This window comes from Neptuniibacter caesariensis (assembly GCF_000153345.1).
GTDB lineage: Bacteria > Pseudomonadota > Gammaproteobacteria > Pseudomonadales > Balneatricaceae > Neptuniibacter > Neptuniibacter caesariensis.
This window is the reverse complement of the sequence record NZ_CH724125.1, coordinates 1,658,082-1,676,738: the sequence shown is the minus strand read 5'-3', so window position 1 is coordinate 1,676,738 and position 18,657 is coordinate 1,658,082. Positions and strand designations below refer to the sequence as shown.

The 18,657-nt window shown below is 42.5% G+C and carries 15 protein-coding genes and 1 tRNA gene; 6 read left to right on the top strand and 10 right to left on the bottom strand.

All coding sequences use genetic code 11. From position 1 onward, the window contains the following. Positions 1 to 2: 2 nt before the first annotated feature. From MED92_RS07895 to MED92_RS07875, 5 genes are all read left to right on the top strand, one after another. On the top strand, positions 3 to 1,691 hold the full coding sequence (locus MED92_RS07895; protein ID WP_154715153.1) for an ATP-binding cassette domain-containing protein: 1,689 nt from the start codon (positions 3 to 5) through the stop codon (positions 1,689 to 1,691). Further along, entirely contained in the window at positions 1,681 to 2,856 is a 1,176-nt protein-coding gene (locus MED92_RS07890) for a hypothetical protein (protein WP_154715152.1), read from the top strand. The genes MED92_RS07895 and MED92_RS07890 overlap by 11 nt, the downstream gene beginning before the upstream one ends. Before the next feature lie 119 nt (positions 2,857 to 2,975). Next, entirely contained in the window at positions 2,976 to 3,884 is a 909-nt protein-coding gene (locus MED92_RS07885) for a glycosyltransferase (RefSeq protein ID WP_007020999.1), read from the top strand. Next, the gene (locus MED92_RS07880) at positions 3,881 to 4,813 is read left to right on the top strand and encodes a UDP-glucose 4-epimerase family protein (RefSeq protein ID WP_007020998.1); all 933 of its coding nucleotides are present in this window, start codon (positions 3,881 to 3,883) and stop codon (positions 4,811 to 4,813) included. The genes MED92_RS07885 and MED92_RS07880 overlap by 4 nt, the downstream gene beginning before the upstream one ends. A 4-nt stretch (positions 4,814 to 4,817) precedes the next feature. Beyond that, complete coding sequence (locus MED92_RS07875; RefSeq protein WP_007020997.1) at positions 4,818 to 5,366, top strand: sugar transferase; 549 nt, start codon at positions 4,818 to 4,820, stop codon at positions 5,364 to 5,366. 19 nt (positions 5,367 to 5,385) lie between these two features. Here MED92_RS07875 and MED92_RS07870 read toward each other — a convergent pair whose 3' ends face one another. Genes MED92_RS07870 through cysD form a run of 4 tightly spaced genes read right to left on the bottom strand, consistent with a single transcriptional unit; the run spans position 5,386 to position 9,735 of the window. Next, positions 5,386 to 6,171, bottom strand: coding sequence for a sulfite exporter TauE/SafE family protein (locus tag MED92_RS07870; protein WP_007020996.1), 786 nt, complete (start codon positions 6,169 to 6,171; stop codon positions 5,386 to 5,388). After that, a complete protein-coding gene (gene cysQ / locus MED92_RS07865) occupies positions 6,168 to 6,956 on the bottom strand; it encodes a 3'(2'),5'-bisphosphate nucleotidase CysQ (protein ID WP_007020995.1) in 789 nt (262 codons plus the stop codon). Before cysQ ends, MED92_RS07870 begins: the two co-directional genes overlap by 4 nt. Positions 6,957 to 6,958: 2 nt before the next feature. Next, complete coding sequence (gene cysN, locus MED92_RS07860; RefSeq protein ID WP_007020994.1) at positions 6,959 to 8,842, bottom strand: sulfate adenylyltransferase subunit CysN; 1,884 nt, start codon at positions 8,840 to 8,842, stop codon at positions 6,959 to 6,961. Next, positions 8,842 to 9,735: a sulfate adenylyltransferase subunit CysD gene (gene cysD / locus MED92_RS19130; RefSeq protein WP_202899558.1), complete on the bottom strand. Its 894-nt coding sequence runs from the start codon at positions 9,733 to 9,735 to the stop codon at positions 8,842 to 8,844. The genes cysN and cysD overlap by 1 nt, the downstream gene beginning before the upstream one ends. A gap of 881 nt (positions 9,736 to 10,616) precedes the next feature. On the opposite strand from cysD, the gene MED92_RS07850 reads away from it, so the two are divergent. Continuing rightward, positions 10,617 to 12,560 carry a polysaccharide biosynthesis protein gene (locus tag MED92_RS07850; RefSeq protein WP_050764141.1) on the top strand — a complete coding sequence of 648 codons (1,944 nt, stop codon included), beginning with the start codon at positions 10,617 to 10,619 and terminating at the stop codon, positions 12,558 to 12,560. A 4-nt stretch (positions 12,561 to 12,564) separates the two neighbouring features. Here MED92_RS07850 and MED92_RS07845 read toward each other — a convergent pair whose 3' ends face one another. From MED92_RS07845 to rpsU, 6 genes are all read right to left on the bottom strand, one after another. Further along, entirely contained in the window at positions 12,565 to 13,626 is a 1,062-nt protein-coding gene (locus MED92_RS07845) for an LPS O-antigen chain length determinant protein WzzB (RefSeq protein WP_007020991.1), read from the bottom strand. A 136-nt stretch (positions 13,627 to 13,762) separates the two neighbouring features. Continuing rightward, positions 13,763 to 13,839 (bottom strand) — tRNA-Ile (locus tag MED92_RS07840). A 66-nt stretch (positions 13,840 to 13,905) separates the two neighbouring features. Further along, complete coding sequence (rpoD, locus tag MED92_RS07835; protein WP_007020990.1) at positions 13,906 to 15,756, bottom strand: RNA polymerase sigma factor RpoD; 1,851 nt, start codon at positions 15,754 to 15,756, stop codon at positions 13,906 to 13,908. A 199-nt stretch (positions 15,757 to 15,955) separates the two neighbouring features. Beyond that, positions 15,956 to 17,926 (bottom strand): DNA primase, encoded by a 1,971-nt coding sequence (gene dnaG, locus MED92_RS07830; RefSeq protein ID WP_007020989.1) that lies wholly within the window; start codon positions 17,924 to 17,926, stop codon positions 15,956 to 15,958. Positions 17,927 to 17,962: 36 nt separating this feature from the next. Further along, positions 17,963 to 18,412: a GatB/YqeY domain-containing protein gene (locus MED92_RS07825; RefSeq protein ID WP_007020988.1), complete on the bottom strand. Its 450-nt coding sequence runs from the start codon at positions 18,410 to 18,412 to the stop codon at positions 17,963 to 17,965. A gap of 40 nt (positions 18,413 to 18,452) precedes the next feature. After that, a partial coding sequence (gene rpsU / locus MED92_RS07820) for a 30S ribosomal protein S21 (protein WP_007020987.1) occupies positions 18,453 to 18,657 on the bottom strand: 205 nt, incomplete at its 5' end.

Sequence of the window (18,657 nt, the reverse complement as noted above, 5' to 3'; positions counted from 1 at the left end):
TCTTGGCAAGTTACGGAAGGAAGGTTCAGGAGGTTTGGGATTGCCTTCATTTTGATAGAAAACGCAGGGCTATTGGATTTGTATTGTTTGCAATTTTAAGTTCATTGATGGAGCTCTTTTCGTTGGCTTTTCTTTATGAAATTGCAAGCTATCTTATTTCTGATAAAAAAGATGACTTTTTCTTAATGGACTTTTTTTCTGGCTTAAACTATCAGGGTGTGGCTGATTTTTATTATGTGATTTTATTCTTTCTTGTCTTTTATATATCTATTGCTTTTCGAATTAAAGTTTTGAAATTAGGCTCGGGGCTAGCTCATGCAATGGGAGGGGATGTTGCTTCTTCATTGTATAAATCGGTTATTAAGCGAATTGGTGTCGACGTTTCTGTTGCTCACGATTCAAATGAAATTACATCACAAATTGCCACCAAGGCATTAATAGTCGCTGAGCGCTTTATTAATCCTTTGTTGCACCTTTTCTCGACAAGCCTTATTTTTGTTGTGATTTTTTTGTATTTGTTGTTTGTTGCCTGGGAGGAAACTTTAGGTATTGCACTTATTGCGGGGGGCTATTATTTAATAGTGATCAGGCTCACCCGAAGTCGGCTTTTCACTATGGGATCAATTGCTAACAAAGAAACAACGAGATTAGTTAAGTTTACATCAAGAGTACTTAATTCTCCTCGTGAATTTCTGCTTTATGGAGAATTGAAACCATCGGTAAATGATTTTGATAGTTGTGCGCAGAAACTCGCAGAGGCTAATGGTAAGGCCGCATTTATTTCTCAGTTGCCAAAGTTGTTGCTAGAGGGTGTCTTAATTTCTATAGCAATTATATATTTTTATTATATAACTGGCAGTGGTAGTTATGATGGTGCCTCATTAATGATACTGCTTGTAGCTATTTTGAGGTTGTTGCCTCTGATGCAGCAAATATTTTTTATGCTTTCTTCAATGAAGAATGGAGAATCCATCGTTGCTTCAGTTCTCGAAACAATCTCTCATGGCAGCCGTTTTCATCAACATCAATCTCTAGATATTCCCGACTGGCATACTCTAAGTTTTGATTCTGTTAAATATAAATATTCAGCTGATCAATCACCGTTTTTATATAATATCCAGGTTCATAGAAACTCAATAACTGCAATTGTCGGCCCATCAGGAGTTGGTAAGTCAACATTTGTTAATATTCTTTTGGGTTGTAGTCCTCATAATTCAGGTCGGATTTATTTTGATGATTTCGAGCTGGGTTCTCTTTGCCACGTGGCCTGGAGAAATAAATGCAGCGTTGTCTCTCAGTCTCCAACTTTAGATCTTGTCCAAAAATATGTTGTAGAGGGTACTGGTTCCCGAAGTGATTTTGTTCGTGAGATCTTTGATGAAAATTTGAGCCATCTTGGATTTAATTTTGGCTTAGAAACGGTTCGTGAAAGAATAGTTAATCACTCTGATTTCTCGGGTGGTGAGCTTAAGCGTATATCTTTAGCTTTCGCCTATTCCTTTTCTGAAGTCAAGCTAATCGCGCTCGATGAATTTACAGCAGGCCTTGATGCGGCTTCACGGGAACTAGTTCTTGACTTTGTAACAGAAAAATCTCATGGCAAAACAGTAATTATTGTCACGCACCTTGAGTCAGATCTGAGAATTTGTGATCAAGTATGTTCTATTCAAAAGAATGACGTTGTTAAATAATATGGCAGCGTCATTCCTGATAAGCCCGGTAAAGATTTCATTGGTTTTTTTTACCCTGTTTATATTTACACCTAGAATTAATTTTTTTCAACTATCTGGTGGAGTCAGTGATTTACGGCTAGACGTTTTATCGATGTTTCTATTTTGGGCGGCACTAATACCTTACTTGTGCTTCAAAAAGTTCAAAGTAACTAATCCGTGGGTTTTATTTTTTATTTTTCTTTGGTTTCAAGTCGCTCTAATTCTTCCAATTACTAGTTCCCACCCTTTCAATGCTCTTGGCCAGATCCTTTGGTATTCAAGTATGATTGCTTGTGTTTGGCTTGGTTATGATGCAGGCAGGATAAAAACCAGTAGTGCACTAAAGATAGTAGTTTACTTCTCGGCATTAAATTCATTGATGCACCTCTCTGGGTTGTTTTTATATCATTTTCTCGGAATCTACACTAAACACTTATGGTTTGGTTTTTTTCATGTGCCATCACCTTTTGCCTTTGTTGTAGCAATCGGCTTTATTATGATGATACATACATGGGAAGATTCAGCGATAAGCAAGCGTATTTTTATTACATTATTTGTAATCAATATGTCAGCATTGCTGCTTAGTGATTCAAGAGTAGGTGCAGGAGCCTTCTTCATAGCGCTCATTATATCCAAGATAAATAATGTTAGATGGTTTTTTGCTGTTGGTGTAGCCGCTTTGGCCAGTTTGCTTGTAAAGTCCAAAGCACTTTCTATTTTTTTAATGGATTTTGAAACTCTCAGCGCGGATCCGTCTTTAGGGGTGCGGTTTTCTAATTTTGTAAGGTACTTAGAATGGGTGGATCTAGAAAAGTTCTTTTTTGGAGGGGGTGCCCTTTCTTTTTTGGAATACTCCATACAATATGGAAGGCCGGGTCATCTTGATTCCTTCTATGCTAAGATCCTCAGTGATCATGGTTTTATTTTTACAGGCCTGGTCCTTTTGGGCTTTGTTGCTGCCATGTTGCAATCTCTGAGTCGTAACTACCGTCTTGCTGGGGGGCTTGCCTTAGTTGTTTTTATCGCCGTTTTTTCATTAGTTAATGAAGCGCTTTCTAGTGTTAAATCAGGCCATTTTGCTTTTTTTGCACTCGGATTGTGTTTTTTTGTAGCGCATCATAAGGTTATAAAAAAAACTACTTAGATAGTAATAGACTGATCATCCAGCCCCTAAATTACATCAAGTAAGGTCAGTCATTGACTTAATCTTGGCGAGCTTAAACTCGAATAAGTTGGAATCTTCATACGACAGGTAAATAAACTGTGTCAGCCCATATTGTAGGAAATAAGGAATCAAAATTACCCAGTTGTGCCATTTTACTCGCAGCATATAACGGTGATCGCTGGATAGAAGAGCAGATCGATTCGATACTGGCACAAACAGGGGTAAAGGTAAAAATATTTGTTAGCGCCGATCTTTCGAATGATACAACTTTGGATATCATCCATAAAAAAGCGAATGTAGACTCACGAATAACATTATTACCTTATGGTGAAAAATTTGGCGGTGCTGGACCTAATTTTTACAGGCTTATTTGCGATGTAGAGCCTCAAGAATTTGATATGGTGGCTTTTTCTGACCAGGATGACATCTGGTACGAGACTAAACTTCACACTGCCTGGCATCACATATCGGAGCGTGGTTTCGATATATTTTCCAGCGATGTACTCGCTTTTTGGGAAGACGGCAGACAAGAACTTATTAAAAAGTCATATCCTCAGGTTGAGTTTGATTATTTTTTTGAAGCTGCAGGCCCAGGATGTACATATGTTTTATCATCATCAGTATATAAGCCTCTCCGTGAATTTATTGTCTCTGATGTAAGGGGATGTAAACAAGTCGAGTTGCATGATTGGCTAATCTACGCATTTTGCCGCAATCAGGATTATAAATGGCTTATCTATGATCAGCCAACAATGCTGTACCGGCAGCACGAAGGTAATCAGGTTGGCACAAATAATAACTTGAAGGCGTACTATAAGCGTATAAAAAAAATTAAAAATCAGTGGTATAGGGACGAAGCAAGAAAAGTTGTTTTCGCAGTTACAGGTGAGCCTTTAGATTACTTTTTGCAAAATAATTCCCCCTACTTAAATATATGTAAGTTCCGTAGGCGTCCACGTGACAGGGCTGCCTTTCTGTTTGCCTATGTATTAGGAGCCTTTAAGTGAATGTATTGCTAACTGGGGCGACAGGCTTTGTAGGGAAGGGCCTATTAGAGTATTTGTCTCAAAATCATTCAGTAACAGTGGCTCTCCGAACTGCTAAAACAGGTTTTCAGTGTTCCACTTATTCTATTGGTGAAATGGATGGATACGCTGATTGGTCGCACGCCCTTTATGGGCAACAGGTGGTAATTCACGCTGCCGCACGTGCTCATATTATGAAAGATGAATGTTCCGATCCCTTGGAAGAGTATCGACGAGTTAATGTTTCTGGGACTATAAATCTGGCAAAGCAAGCAGCATCAGCAGGTGTTAAACGTTTTATTTACATAAGTTCTATCAAAGTAAACGGAGAGAGTACAATTTCGTCCGCACCGTTTAAAGCAGACGATATCCCTGCGCCAGAAGATGCATATGGTATTTCAAAATTTGAAGCAGAGAATGCTTTGTTTAAACTTGCATCACAGACGGGGATGGAGGTTGTTGTTATCCGGCCGCCTCTAATCTATGGGCCTCACGTTAAAGGTAACTTAGCTAATATCATCGGTCTCATTGATAGAGGAGTTCCCTTACCTCTCGGCCAAACTAATAATTTACGCTCATTTGTGGCTTTGGATAATTTAGTTGATTTGGTTAGTACTTGTTTGGATCACCCAGAGGCTGCAAACCAAGTGTTTTTGGTTAGTGATGGCAAGGATTTATCAACTACGGACCTAATTAAAAAGTTAGCTATTGCTAAGGGGCGAGCGATTCGCCTATTTTCTGTCCCTGAATCTGTATTAGTGGGTCTGTTAACCCTTTTAGGGAGAAAGGTGATTGCCCAAAGACTGTTTGGATCTCTACAAGTTGATATTGCTAAAACACGAGAGTTATTAGATTGGGAGCCAACTGTATCTGTAGATGAAGGTTTTAAGCGCTGTTTTTTTGAGGATTAATTCCATGATACGTTTTATAGACATTACACTTGCCCTTTGTGGTCTTTTATTTGGTTTTCCAGTTTTACTTGTGATTTTTATTATTGGTCTTTTTGATACCGGGTCTCCTTTATTTGTGCAGGTGCGTGTTGGACGGGGAAAAAAACCTTTCAAATTGGTGAAGTTTCGCACAATGACCAAAGATACCCAATCGGTAGCGAGTCACCTGGCTTCGGCGGCATCGATAACTAAGTTAGGAGGAGTGTTAAGACGAACTAAGTTAGATGAGTTGCCTCAACTATGGAATGTGCTTACAGGTGCTATGAGCTTGGTCGGGCCACGCCCAAATTTGTTTAATCAAGAGAGGTTGATAAGGGAAAGGGATTTACTAGGAGTATATAATGTTCGCCCTGGAATCACAGGCTTGGCGCAGATTAATGCAATAGATATGTCAACGCCTGAACTACTGGCTAAAACTGATCGGGAAATGATTGATAATCTAACTGTTCCTAATTATTTCAGATACATACTCGCAACGTTACTGGGTAAAGGTAGTGGAGATCGAGTTAGTTAGGAGCCATAAATAACATTTTTTATTCTGACATCATTTTTAATGAAGCAGCGATTAGGGCTAGGGCCAGTCCTTTCTTGATAATATGTGGTGATACCTTTTTGATTATATTGCTAGAAAAAATTGCCCCAGGGATTGAACCAGATAACATGAGAATAAGAATCTCTATATTTACATGCCCAAGTAATAGGTATCCAGCGCCAGCAATTAAAGATACCGGGATGGCATGTATGGTATCTGTTGCAACCAGTTTTTGGGTATTCATCCTAAGCGGGTATAACGATCGTAGTATGACAGCACCAAGCGCTCCTGCGCCTATAGATGTTAAGGTGACTAAAGTGCCTAGGAGTGCGCCTGATAAAGTGGTTGTTGGCGCCTGCATTTTTTTGAATTGATCTGGTGCCTGAATCCGCTGAGTTCGTTGAAATAATTGAAGCTTTGAACCAAATAGTATTGAAATTCCCGACATGAAAATCAGTCCGCCGAGTAGTTTGATAATCCATTCGGAATTGGATTCAATAATGCCATAAGAAACAAGGGATAATGTAAGCAGCGATGCTGGTATGCTCCCCAGCCACATTCTTTTTGAAACTTGCCAATCTATAAGCTTGTTTTTGTTATGTACTGTGCTTGATGCGAGTTTTGTTACTGCTGCAAAAAGAAGATCAGTTGCAACTACAGCAGTGAGCTCAAGTCCAAATCCCAAAAGTAATATGGGTGCCATTAAGGCTCCACCCCCCACTCCTGTAAAGCCAACAACTGTTCCTATCAATGCCCCTATGAGAGGAGCCCACTCAAGTCCGATCATCCCTTAGCTGACGCAATGAAGTAGGGGTTTAATATGTTCTCTTTGGCATAAACCAGGGGCTGTAGACTATCTGCTTGTAGAACTTTACCGCCTGCGCCTTCAAGAATAGCGTGAGCAGCTGCTGTATCCCATTCGCATGTGGGGGCGAGTCTTGGATAAAGATCTGCTTCACCTGTCGCGATTTTCAAGAATTTAAGACTACTGCCTGCTTGAATAAGCTCAATTTTTCCTTGTAGCTGAGCTATAAATTCCTGAGTCTCAGCATTAAGGTGACTCTTACTTGCAACAACTCGCGTTGCTCCTTTCTTGGAAGAGTGGTGAATCGGTGTTGGCTCATGCTGTTTGTGTTGTTTAAACGAGCCTAGTTCTTTGCCCCCGTAATAAAGTTCTTGCTTGGCTGGAATACTGACAAATCCAAGAGTTGATGCACCACTTTCTATGAGTGCGAGGTTGCATGTGAATTCGTCATTTCTTTTAATAAACTCTTTGGTGCCATCAAGTGGGTCGATTAACCAATACGCCGAATGTTCTGCAGGAATTGTAAGAGAAGAAGGGTCTTCTTCGCTTACAATAGGGATGTTCGGAGTTAATTGTTGTAACCCATCAACAAGTAACTGATGGGCTGCCAGATCTGCTTTGGTAACTGGAGAGTCATCGCCTTTGCTTTCTTCACCGAAATTATTGCTGTTATAAATCTCTAAGATGGAAGTATCAGCATCATTCATGAGCTTTTCAAGTTGTTGAAACAGTTCTGAATTTTTGAAAATTTTTTTGGCTATGGACATGTCTAAAACTCCATTGACTCCATAAGTTCTGAAACTAAAGCGTCTACACTTTTATCTTCTGTATTCAAAATAAAGTCAGGTGTTTCTGGGGCTTCGTAAGGGCTACCAATGCCTGTGAAGTTAGGTAATTCTCCTTTTCTTGCTTTCTTGTAAAGCCCTTTAGGGTCCCGAGATTCAGCAACTTCGATTGGTGTATTGATGTAGACTTCAGAAAACTCTCCCTCGTCAAACATCTCTCTAGCCATCTGCCGTTCTGCTCTGAAAGGGGATATAAACGCAGTGATAACTACGATTCCTGCGTCGACCATAAGTTTAGCGACTTCGCTTATACGGCGAATGTTTTCAATTCGGTCTGCATCAGTAAATCCTAAATCTTTATTCAGCCCGTGCCGGATATTGTCGCCATCTAGAATATAAGTTCGTATACCTTTAGCATGTAGCTCTTTTTCCAGAGCATTGGCTATGGTCGATTTTCCTGAACCAGAGAGGCCGGTAAACCAAAGTACTTTACTTGAATGGCCATTGAGCCTGCGGCGTGCACTTTTATCCACGTCAAGCTTGTGTTGATGAACATTGCTTGCTCTGCGCAAAGCAAACTTAATCATACCTGCAGCTACTGTTTGGTTGCTAATACGATCAATCAGGATCAAACCACCCAGTCCTGCACAGTTTCTGTATGATTCGTAAGGAACCATACGATCAGTTTTGATTTTAACGACACTTAAATCATTGAGCTCAAGCTTTGAGGCGGAGAGTTTATCAAATGTATTGATGTTGAATTTATGCTTGATATCAGTGATTTGAGCATTAACGAGAGCGGTACCTATCTTCATAAGGTAGGAACGGCCGATATAGCCAGGCTCTCTATCCATCCATACAAGCTCCATTTCGAATTGATCCGAAACCTGACATGGCGAGTCAGCTGCTGCTATTACATCTCCTCGAGAAGCATCAATCTCTTTATCTAGAGTCACAGTTATAGCTTGGCCTGCCCGCGCATTTTTGAGCTCATTTTTAAAGAGGATGATATTTTTAATATTAGCGGTTTCGCCTGATGGAAGAATCCGTACAGGCTGGTCAATTGCAATGCTACCGGCTTCAACTGTTCCAGATAAGCCACGAAAATCCTGGTTCGGCCGGTTAACCCATTGAACGGGCATGCGGAAAGGTTGTTCGGATTCAGAACTGCGTGTATCAACTGTCTCTAAATAGCCGGCTAGAGTTGGACCGTGGAACCACTCTGTATGTTTTGAACGTTCAACAACATTATCGCCTTTGAGTGCGGACATCGGTATGGGAGTAATAGAATCGAAATCGAGTTCATTGGCGAAATTGCGATAGTCCGCTTCAACTTTCTCATAGGTTTTTTGTGAATAACCCACAATATCCATTTTATTGATCGCTAAAACAACATGCTTAATTCCCAGTACCGAACAGATCATAGAATGGCGGCGCGTCTGGGTAAGGACGCCTTGTCGAGCGTCAATTAGTATGACTGCAACGTCAGCTGTTGACGCACCTGTAACCATATTGCGAGTGTATTGTTCATGTCCTGGTGTATCTGCAACAATGAACTTGCGTCTATCTGTAGAAAAAAAGCGATATGCGACATCTATAGTGATGCCTTGCTCTCGTTCAGCAGCAAGCCCATCGACCAGTAGAGCAAAGTCAATATCCCTGCCTTGTGTCCCTATTTTCTTGGATTCATTCTTTAGCGCTGAAACTTGATCTTCAAAGATCATTTGTGCTTCATATAACATGCGTCCAATTAAAGTACTTTTCCCATCATCGACGCTCCCACAAGTTATAAAGCGCAGCGTATCCAAACTGGCCTGTTCAGCAAGGTAGGCGTTGACACGTTCTTTTGAAGTTGGGTTAGTTGTCATCAGAAGTATCCCTCCTGCTTTTTCATTTCCATTGAAGCAGAAGAGTCGGAATCAATTGCGCGCCCCTGTCTTTCACTAGTTCTTGCGCTCAGTAATTCTAGAACGATGGAAGCAAGATCGTTTGCATCAGATTCTATTGCTCCGGTAAGGGGATAGCAGCCTAAAGTACGGAAGCGCACTTTTTTAATAAAGATTTTTTCATCTGGGTAAAGCTTTAAGCGATTATCGTCAATCATTACTAGCATTCCATCACGCTCAACTACAGGTCTGTCTGTAGCGAAATACAGAGGAACGATGGGTATTTGCTCACGATAAATGTACTGCCATATATCAAGTTCCGTCCAATTAGATAATGGGAAGACTCGCATGCTTTCATCAGGTTTTTTTCGACCATTGTACTGATGCCAAAGCTCAGGTCTTTGATTTTTTGGATCCCAGCGGTGAGTGCTGGTTCTGAAGGAGAAAATTCGTTCTTTAGCGCGGGACTTTTCTTCATCTCTTCTGGCGCCGCCAAATGCAACATCAAAATTATAATGATCAAGAGCTTGTTTGAGTCCTTGTGTTTTCATGATGTCTGTATGTAAAGCTGATCCGTGGTCTAATGGATTGATATTTTTTTCAACGCCTTCGGGGTTGATGTGTACCAATAAGTCCATTCCACTGGTTTCTGCCATATAGTCCCTAAAATCATACATAGCCTGAAATTTCCACCTTGTATCTACATGTAGTAGGGGAAATGGTGGTAGGCTCGGGTAAAATGCTTTCCGTGCTAGGTGCAGCATGACGGAAGAATCTTTACCGACTGAATAGAGCATCACCGGATTGTCTGCTTCAGCAACAACCTCACGAATAATATGTATTGCTTCAGCCTCAAGTCTATCTAAGTGACTCATGGAGCTTTCAGGGAGAAGTTGTTCTGAATTGCTCACATAGGCAGAAATATCTCTTTTTCCATGTGAATAAATCTCCAACGAAATTCTTAAGGAGTTGGTCTTAAGCTTAAAATCATGCGTTTGCTTTTGATGTGCTATCTCTCTGCAGGTTTGAACCATAAGGCCTGATGGGATAAGAGTTATATCTTTATCTTCACCCTCGGCTAGAACGGATAATGCTTGTTCCAGTTGTTTGCTCGATGGATAAGAACTAGGAATGAAAACCCAGCGACGCCCTGCTCGCCCGTCGTTGGCAAAAAGCACAGAGCAATCCATGTTGACTGAATAAATAGAAGCAAAGAGGACCGTTTTTCGTTTCCTGCGGCTGAGCTCCAGTATTTGCGATATTACAGCAGATTTTGCTGGACGTTCATGCTCATCACGAAGAAACGAGGGGGCTAAAGCCGTGAAGTCAATAGAATGCTTTGCCAGCCAGCGTTCGGTCTTTTTAAGGTCCGAGGGTTCTTCTGAAGACCACAGATAGTTTGAAATTGATCGTGTAGTCCAGGCTGTGCGTTGTTTTTCATTAATAAGCTTTGAAAAATCAGTCATGTCGCAGTATGTAGAGGATTTTGAATTATTTCTGTAATTCTATCATTTAAAACTAGAATTCCATATATTTGTACTGGTAATTGCAATTGGCGACATGCTGGTTGGGCTGAGCTGTCTACTGTTGCTGATTTTATCTATTGGATAAGCGATAATTAATGTCGTTAGGTTGTATTTGGTGTGCTTAGTTCAAGAAGGGTTTTGAGTTGTTTGGAGTTACCTTCTCCATCTGCTTAAGCGCTATTAGGGTTAATTTACGGATTTCATTTTAGAGAGAATATCGGCAAGTCTTTATGGATGAGTATTACGGAGCTTCTACAAAGTCGGCACATTATCGTTTCTTGACTTTGGGGAGAAATACAAAAAAAGCAATCATGGTAATAGCTGATCTGATAGCTTTGCCCTTGGCTTTATGGTCTGGTTATGCATTGCGTTTTGCTGAATGGTGGCCGGTTTCATACATGGAGCAAGCATTAGAGCTATTTATACTCATACCCTTTGTGGGTGTTGTGATCTTTACGAGGCTTGGTTTGTATCGGGCAATAGTAAGATTTATGGGAGCTCAAGCGATTTTATCCGTTTGTAAAGGGGTGCTCACACTTGCAGTATTGCTATGGGCGGGTGCGATCTTGTTACAAATACAACTCTTTCCACGTTCAGTTCCTATTATTTTTGCTTTAGCTGCTTTGGTTTATGTTGGAGGTAGCAGGCTGCTGGTTAGAAGTTATTATCATTGGCTCTTAAGAAATTATATTAATAAAGAGCCTGTTCTGATCTACGGGGCTGGGGGATCAGGGGTTCAGTTGGCTGCGGCTCTGGGAAGCGGTGCAGAATTCTTACCGGTTGGGTTCTTGGATGATGATAAAGGCTTATGGAAAAGTACTGTAAATGGCCTTCCAGTATATGATCCTGAAAATTTACAGGCTCTAATTGATGATCTGGGTATTAGTTATGTTTTATTGGCCTTACCATCTATTGGGAAAACGCAGCGTAGGGAGATACTCGAAAGATTAGCTGACCATGGTGTTCATGTAAAAACCATTCCTAATATGTCGGATATTATTTCCGGTGAATCTGTAGATAGCTTACGTGATGTTGAACCTGAGGATTTATTAGGGCGTGACGCAGTACCAGCGGATCCGACACTGATTGGTTGTAGTATTAATAATAAGGTTGTTTTGGTAAGCGGAGCGGGTGGTTCTATAGGGGCTGAAATTTGCCGGCAGGTTATTGAAAATAGTCCCACTAGCCTAGTTCTTTACGAAATGTGTGAATTTGCATTGTACACGATAGAAAAGGAGTTGCAGAAGGCTCTGTTGGAAGCAGGTAAGGTTATACCTATCTATTCTGTTCTTGGAAATGTTCTTGATGATTCGCGAGTGCGTCGAGTTATTCAGCGTTTTAAAATTGACACAATTTATCATGCTGCTGCGTACAAGCATGTTCCAATGGTTGAACATAATATATTTGAAGGTATAAGAAATAATGCATTTGGGACAAGAGTGATTGCTCGTGCAGCTTTTGATAATGGAGTTGAGCGATTTGTGCTCATTTCAACGGATAAGGCGGTAAGGCCAACCAATATTATGGGTGCTACGAAGCGCTTAGCTGAGTTGATCTTACAGGATCTTGCGAATAAATCGGACAAAACCGTTTTTTCTATGGTGAGATTTGGTAATGTTCTTGGGTCATCGGGTTCGGTTGTACCACTGTTTCGTCAACAAATAAGTTCTGGAGGGCCTGTTACAGTTACCCATCCTGAAATTACCCGTTTTTTTATGACGATTCCTGAGGCGGCTTCTTTGGTTATTCAGGCTGGCTCAATGGCGAAAGGGGGGGATGTGTTTGTGTTGGATATGGGGCAGCCGGTTAAAATCACAGAGCTTGCTGAGAGAATGATAAAGTTGATGGGGTTTGAGATTAAAAGAACTGATGTGGCTGGCGGTATTGAAATTTCTTATAGTGGACTTAGACCAGGTGAAAAGCTTTATGAGGAGCTGCTTATTGGTGAGGATGTTATAGGAACTGAGCATGCGAAAATTATGCGGGCTCAAGAAGAAAGGCTTACTCACGAGCAGCTCCATAAACTAGTGGAAGGCCTGGAAAGAGCAATACTTAAAGAAGATAGTCGTTTGGCGAGGGAGTTGTTGGAAAATTCGGTTTCAGGGTTTAAGCCTTCATCTCCATTGGTGGATTGGTTGCAAAATCAGGAAGGGGTTCCCCCTTCCTTGCACTAGAGGGTCAGGTGCGGCGATGTCTAACAAGGTTCCCTGCGAGTACCGTCATAATGCCAATAAGTAGCCCGGCCACTATTGATAAAAGTATTATTATTGTTTTGCGGGGCTCAATTGGCTTTGGGGCAGGCTCCGCTGCTAGATCCAGAATCATTGCGGAAATTAATTTGCTGTCTAAATCGATGTTGGCTAAAAGTTCTAGTTTTAGTTTTTCATCTGACAAGCCTGGTATGTTATCTAGGTTTTTTTCTCTGGCTTTAAGGGCATTTAACTCCGCATTGAGTGATTTGCTTCCTAAGCGGTATATGCCTCTCATTTGATCGATTATATGTTGCTTGCCAAAGTTAGTTTCAGTCTTTAATGGATTTACCAGTCCAATCTCGTTGGCAATGATTAATGCTTCTTCAATGCTTTTGATCTCTTCAATTAGATTGGAATGGTAGTTTGCTTTCTTTGATTGAATTGTAAGTAAAAGGTTGTTTTGGGCGGCATGAATGCGGGCTTGAAGATTGTTGGTTAGCTCTTTGGAGAACTGTTGATGCGCGAAGCTTATATATTCATTTAGCCAACTAGAGGATAATTCTGGAGATTTTGTTCTTAGTGATATCGTAATGTGATTGATCTCTTCGGTGTCGGGAAGTGTTACTTTCAATGCTCTATTAAATTCTTTGCGGGCTTGCAGTTGTGTCGTATTGTCATTGCGAAAATGGTCCAGCAATTCTGGTTTTGACAAAAAGCTATTTTTATATCTGTTAGAGTTCAGTGCACTAATGAACTGGCCAAAAATATCAGTAGTTGAGGCTTCTTCTGATGCAGTTTCACTGTAAATAATTTGTTGTAGTAGGGTGTGAATTTTTCTTATTTCAATCAAGTCGCTTTCTGATGGTGAGGCTAAAACAGCTGAGCTCTGGTAAATAGGTGTAGAAAGAAAAGAATATGCAGCCCCGCAAAGGGTAATGAGTGCTGTGATTCCAAGAATTAAAAGCTTCGAGCGCCACAATTGCAGAAACAGAAAAAATAAGTCTATATGATCATTAAGTGGATGCTCTGGGGAGTGCTTTTGTTCCATATTAAGAATTCTCCAGGGGTATTTCACGCGATTATACAGTTTTTAATATTTGAAAAGTTACTTATCTGTTGTTTGAAGGTGAGAGCTTCTGGTGAGTTGCTTGGATCTCGAGGTCGCAGTGCTGATTGAGTTTAGATGGTGGGCCTTCCGGGACTCGAACCCAGGACCTGCCGATTATGAGTCGGATGCTCTAACCAACTGAGCTAAAGGCCCCCAAAATTGAGGGTGCCCATGATACCGATATGGTTGCATGGGCACAAGGATTTGATTTAAAAGAATTTACTGTTCGTCGAGGAAGCCGCGTAAGTGTTCTGAGCGGCTTGGGTGACGAAGTTTGCGAAGTGCTTTAGCTTCGATCTGACGGATACGCTCACGCGTAACGTCGAACTGCTTGCCGACTTCTTCCAATGTGTGGTCGGTGTTCATCTCGATACCGAAACGCATACGTAGAACTTTAGATTCACGTACAGTCAGACCAGCCAGTACCTCTCTAGTCGCTTCGCGCAGGCCTTCGCCTGTTGCTGAGTCTACAGGAGACGAGATGGTTGTATCTTCAATGAAATCGCCCAGACTGGAATCTTCATCGTCACCGATTGGTGTTTCCATAGAGATAGGTTCTTTAGCAATTTTCAGCACCTTGCGAACTTTATCTTCTGGCATTTCCATACGTTCAGCCAGCTCTTCCGGCGTTGCTTCTCGTCCCATTTCCTGAAGCATCTGACGGGAGATGCGGTTCAATTTGTTGATCGTCTCGATCATGTGAACAGGAATACGGATTGTGCGCGCCTGGTCGGCAATCGAGCGAGTGATTGCCTGACGGATCCACCATGTTGCGTAGGTAGAGAATTTGTAACCACGACGGTATTCAAACTTATCAACAGCCTTCATCAGACCGATGTTGCCCTCCTGGATAAGGTCCAGGAATTGCAGTCCGCGGTTTGTATACTTTTTGGCGATGGAGATAACCAGACGTAGGTTGGCTTCAACCATCTCTTTCTTGGCACGTCGAGCGCGTGCTTCGCCAATAGACATGCGGCGATTAACTTCTTTGATCTCGGCGAGACTAATGCCTGTTTCGATCTCTGCCTGAATCAGCTTTTTCTGCGCACGCTTCAGTTCGATCAGATTGGTTTTGATCGCACGAGAATAGCTCTCGCCGGATTCAATAACCTGATTGAACCAATCAGCATTAACTTCATTGCCCGGGAACTCTTTAATAAATGTTTTCCGTGGCATTTTTGCACGTTGAGTGCAGATTCGCATGATCGTACGTTCCTGATTGCGAATGTTCTCAATCGTGGAGCGAACCTGGTTTACCAGTGCTTCATAATAGCGAGGAGCCAGTTTAATCGGTGCAAATGATTCGCTCAGTTCAACCTGAGCAGCGCCGAACTCTTTGCTATCACGGCCATGCTTGTCTAATGCGATTAGCAATGCGTCATAGTTATCAGAAAGAAGGCCGAAACGACGCGCTGCTTCTTCAGGGTCAGGGCCTTTCTCTTTCTCATCTTCTTCATCGTCATCGTCATCGCTGTCTTCGTCTTCGTCATCGTCTTCATCAGAGAGATCTTCTTCAGAGCCAGGAATGACGGCAGCAGGGATCTCTTCATCGTCGTCTGCATCGATATAACCGCTGAAGATGTCGCTCAGGCGACCTTCCTCTTCAAGGGTTAGTTTGTAAGCTTCAAGGATGCTTTCTACAGTGCCTGGGAAGCAGGCAACCGCGGACATTACTTCACGAAGTCCTTCTTCGATACGCTTAGCAATGCTGATTTCGCCTTCACGCGTCAGCAGCTCTACTGTACCCATTTCTCGCATATACATACGAACAGGGTCAGTGGTACGGCCAGCGTCAGATTCAACGGCGGCAAGTGCTGCTACTGCTTCTTCATCTGCCTCTTCTGCAGAGTCACCCTCTGTCATAAGCAGGGTTTCTGCATCTGGAGCTTCTTCCGACACGGATATACCCATGTCATTGATCATGCGGATGATATCTTCAACCTGATCTGGATCGGCAATATCCTGTGGCAGGTGGTCATTCACTTCGGAGTAGGTTAGGTAACCCTGCTCCTTACCACGGGCGATCAATTCCTTAAGGCGAGACTGCTGTTGCTGAGAAGTATCGGACATAGGACCCTGTGACTAGAAAATAGATGAAAATTCGAGCAGGCCATTATAGCGATGAAGCATGCGCTTTGCTAGAAAAATGACCTATTGAGTTATATCTTCGTGCAAGTTAAAAATAGACTATTTATCAGCAACTTGCTGGGAAAATAGCAGTGTTGAACGTATATATGGAGATTTGTTGGGGAAATTTCAAGTGCTTCCCCTAAATTTCCTTTGCATATGAGGATTTCAGTTCATTCAGACGTTTAAAGTGTTGCAGTAATCTTTGCTTCTCTTCAGCTTTTAATTCGTGCTTCTTTTGTAGGCTGGAAACGTCTGCTTCAATGGCTTTTAGCTCAAGTTCTTTAAGGGCGTCATTTAGGTAAACGCGCCCTTCTGCTTCAGATTTTATCTCTAGTGAGCTGGATATTTCATAAAGCTGCACGATAGTTTCAGACAGTGCTGCATCTTCTCGCCAGTCTACAACCAATTGACCCAGGGATGAATCTGGATTTCTGGAGTAATAATCCACAAGCTGAGACAAAATTTTAATGTTGCTATCGTTTATGAGCTCTGTGCCTTCAGGTAATCGATACTCTGATGCTAGTTTCGGAAAGTGGAGTAACAGGCTGACCAGTTTCTGGGCAAAGCTCAATTCTGTGTTTCTTGGTGGTGGCTGGAAAGAACGGGGTTTTCCGTCTCTTTGTTTGTAATTTTTCTTCGGTTTTGGGGCGTAATCATCACCGGAAAAATTGTAAGCATCTTCATAGCCTGGCTGGTATTCCCGCTCTTCAGGACTATAGTCATAACCTGAGTAATCGTACTCATTTTCAGAGTAGTGCTGGACCGGATTGTTGTTCTGGGCTTGGGCAGGTTCCTGGACCGATTCGCGAAAGTTAATGGCTGTCTGGATCTGTTCCAGTGAAAGGTGTGTTAATTCGCATATTTTATCCAGCATCATCTGTTGTAAGAGGCTGGTTTTCATGGAATTAATCGCGGGTAGCACTTCTGTGCTGAAGCGCGCTCGTCCATCCATGCTATCCAGGTCGGCACCTTCTGAGTGGCACTTGAAGAAGAATTCCGACAAGGGTTGAGCTGTGCTGATTCGATTTTCGAAATTCTCTTTGCCTTCCTGGCGAACAAGACTATCGGGATCCTCTCCATCGGGCAGGAATAGAAAGCGAGCTTCTTTTCCATCTTCAATGACCGGTAGTGTGGTTTTAAGTGCGCGCATCGCAGCTTCACGCCCGGCGTTGTCGCCATCAAAGCAGAAAATGACTTCCGGTACTATTTTAAACAGCCTTTCCAAATGTTGGCTGGTAGTGGCGGTACCTAGTGTGGCAACAGCGTAATGAATATCAAACTGGGCCAGCCCTACGACATCCATATACCCTTCAACAATAATTAGTCGCTCGAGCTTTTGGTTGTGTTTTCTTGCCTCATACAGGCCGTATAGCTCTCTGCTCTTGTGAAAGGTGGGGGTTTCTGGTGAGTTAAGATACTTTGGTTTGTCGTCACCGAGGACTCGACCACCGAAGCCGATTACACGGCCGCGTTGATCGCGTATTGGGAACATGATTCGATTTCTAAAGCGATCATAGCGACTATCACGTTCTTCGTTGTGAATAAGTAAACCGGATTCTTCCAGAAGTTGAATCTCTTCTTCTGATTTGCCTAAGTGATTGAGAATATTATCCCAGCCAGAGGGGGCGAAGCCGATCGAAAAGGCTTTTGCGGCCTGACCAGACAGTCCACGCGACTTTAGGTAGTTTACTGCGCTTTCTCTGGTTTGGTGGCTGCGCAGTTGATCTTCGTAGTAACTGCTGGCTGCTTTCAGTAGCTCATAAAGTTTGCTGAGCCTTAAATCATGTTCGCGCTGCTGCGGTGAATCATCCCGTGGAACTTCCATGCCAGCGGTTTTGGCTAATTCTTCAACGGCTTCTGGGAAATTCAGGTTCTCATAATCCATAAGAAACCCTAATGCATTGCCGCCTGCGCCGCAGCCGAAGCAGTAGTAAAATTGCTTCTCTTGATTAGCAGTAAAAGAAGGAGTTTTTTCTTTATGGAATGGGCATAGCCCTGAATAGTTTTTGCCAGTTCGTTTCAGCTTTTGAACGCGTCCATCCAACACATCAATAATATTAATGCGAGCAAGGAGGTCGTCTATAAAATGCTGAGGAATTCTACCGGCCATGGAGAGCTCTGCTGAATAAAGAGTATCAGCAGGAGTTTAACCGGATAGCTGCTCTTTGACGAGTTTGGAAATGATGCCCATATCGGCGCGGCCCTGAACCTGTGGTTTCAGTATTGCCATTACCTTGCCCATGTCCTGCATGGACTGTGCGCCTGAGCTGTCGGCAGCTGATTTAACGAGCGCTGCAATCTCTTCTTCGGTTAGCGGTTGCGGCAGGAAAGTTTTAATCACCTCCAGCTCCTGTCGCTCAGCATCTGCAAGATCCATGCGTGCCGCTTCTTCAAATTGCGAGATAGAGTCACGGCGCTGCTTAGACATTTTATCTAGCACCGCCAGTACTCGGGTGTCGTCCAGTTCAATACGCTCGTCAACTTCGATGCGCTTTAGTTCTGCCAGGATCATTCGAATAGTTGTCAGGCGTGCTTTCTCTTTGGCACGCATGGCAGCTTTCATCTCATTAGTGATCTGCTGCTTCAACTCAGACATCTGGCAATTTCCTCTGGACGGGATCTAATTATCTCGTGGATTAGTACAGGCGAACGCGGCGAGCGTTTTCGCGAGATACTTTTTTAGCGTGACGTTTCACAGCTGCTGCTGCTTTACGCTTACGTACAGATGTTGGCTTCTCGTAGAATTCACGACGACGAACTTCAGCCAAGATACCTGCTTTTTCGCAAGAACGTTTGAAACGACGCAGAGCTACATCAAATGGCTCGTTTTCTTTAACTTTT

Bases quoted from the DNA above. Each gene is read 5' to 3' on its own strand.
- MED92_RS07875 (WP_007020997.1), top strand. From the start codon at position 4,818: ATGATACGTTTTATAGACATTACACTTGCCCTTTGTGGTCTTTTATTT.
- MED92_RS07870 (WP_007020996.1), bottom strand. From the start codon at position 6,171: ATGATCGGACTTGAGTGGGCTCCTCTCATAGGGGCATTGATAGGAACA.
- cysQ (WP_007020995.1), bottom strand. From the start codon at position 6,956: ATGTCCATAGCCAAAAAAATTTTCAAAAATTCAGAACTGTTTCAACAA.
- cysN (WP_007020994.1), bottom strand. From the start codon at position 8,842: ATGACAACTAACCCAACTTCAAAAGAACGTGTCAACGCCTACCTTGCT.
- cysD (WP_202899558.1), bottom strand. From the start codon at position 9,735: ATGAGTCACTTAGATAGACTTGAGGCTGAAGCAATACATATTATTCGT.
- MED92_RS07850 (WP_050764141.1), top strand. From the start codon at position 10,617: ATGGATGAGTATTACGGAGCTTCTACAAAGTCGGCACATTATCGTTTC.
- MED92_RS07845 (WP_007020991.1), bottom strand. From the start codon at position 13,626: ATGGAACAAAAGCACTCCCCAGAGCATCCACTTAATGATCATATAGAC.
- rpoD (WP_007020990.1), bottom strand. From the start codon at position 15,756: ATGTCCGATACTTCTCAGCAACAGCAGTCTCGCCTTAAGGAATTGATC.
- dnaG (WP_007020989.1), bottom strand. From the start codon at position 17,926: ATGGCCGGTAGAATTCCTCAGCATTTTATAGACGACCTCCTTGCTCGC.
- MED92_RS07825 (WP_007020988.1), bottom strand. From the start codon at position 18,412: ATGTCTGAGTTGAAGCAGCAGATCACTAATGAGATGAAAGCTGCCATG.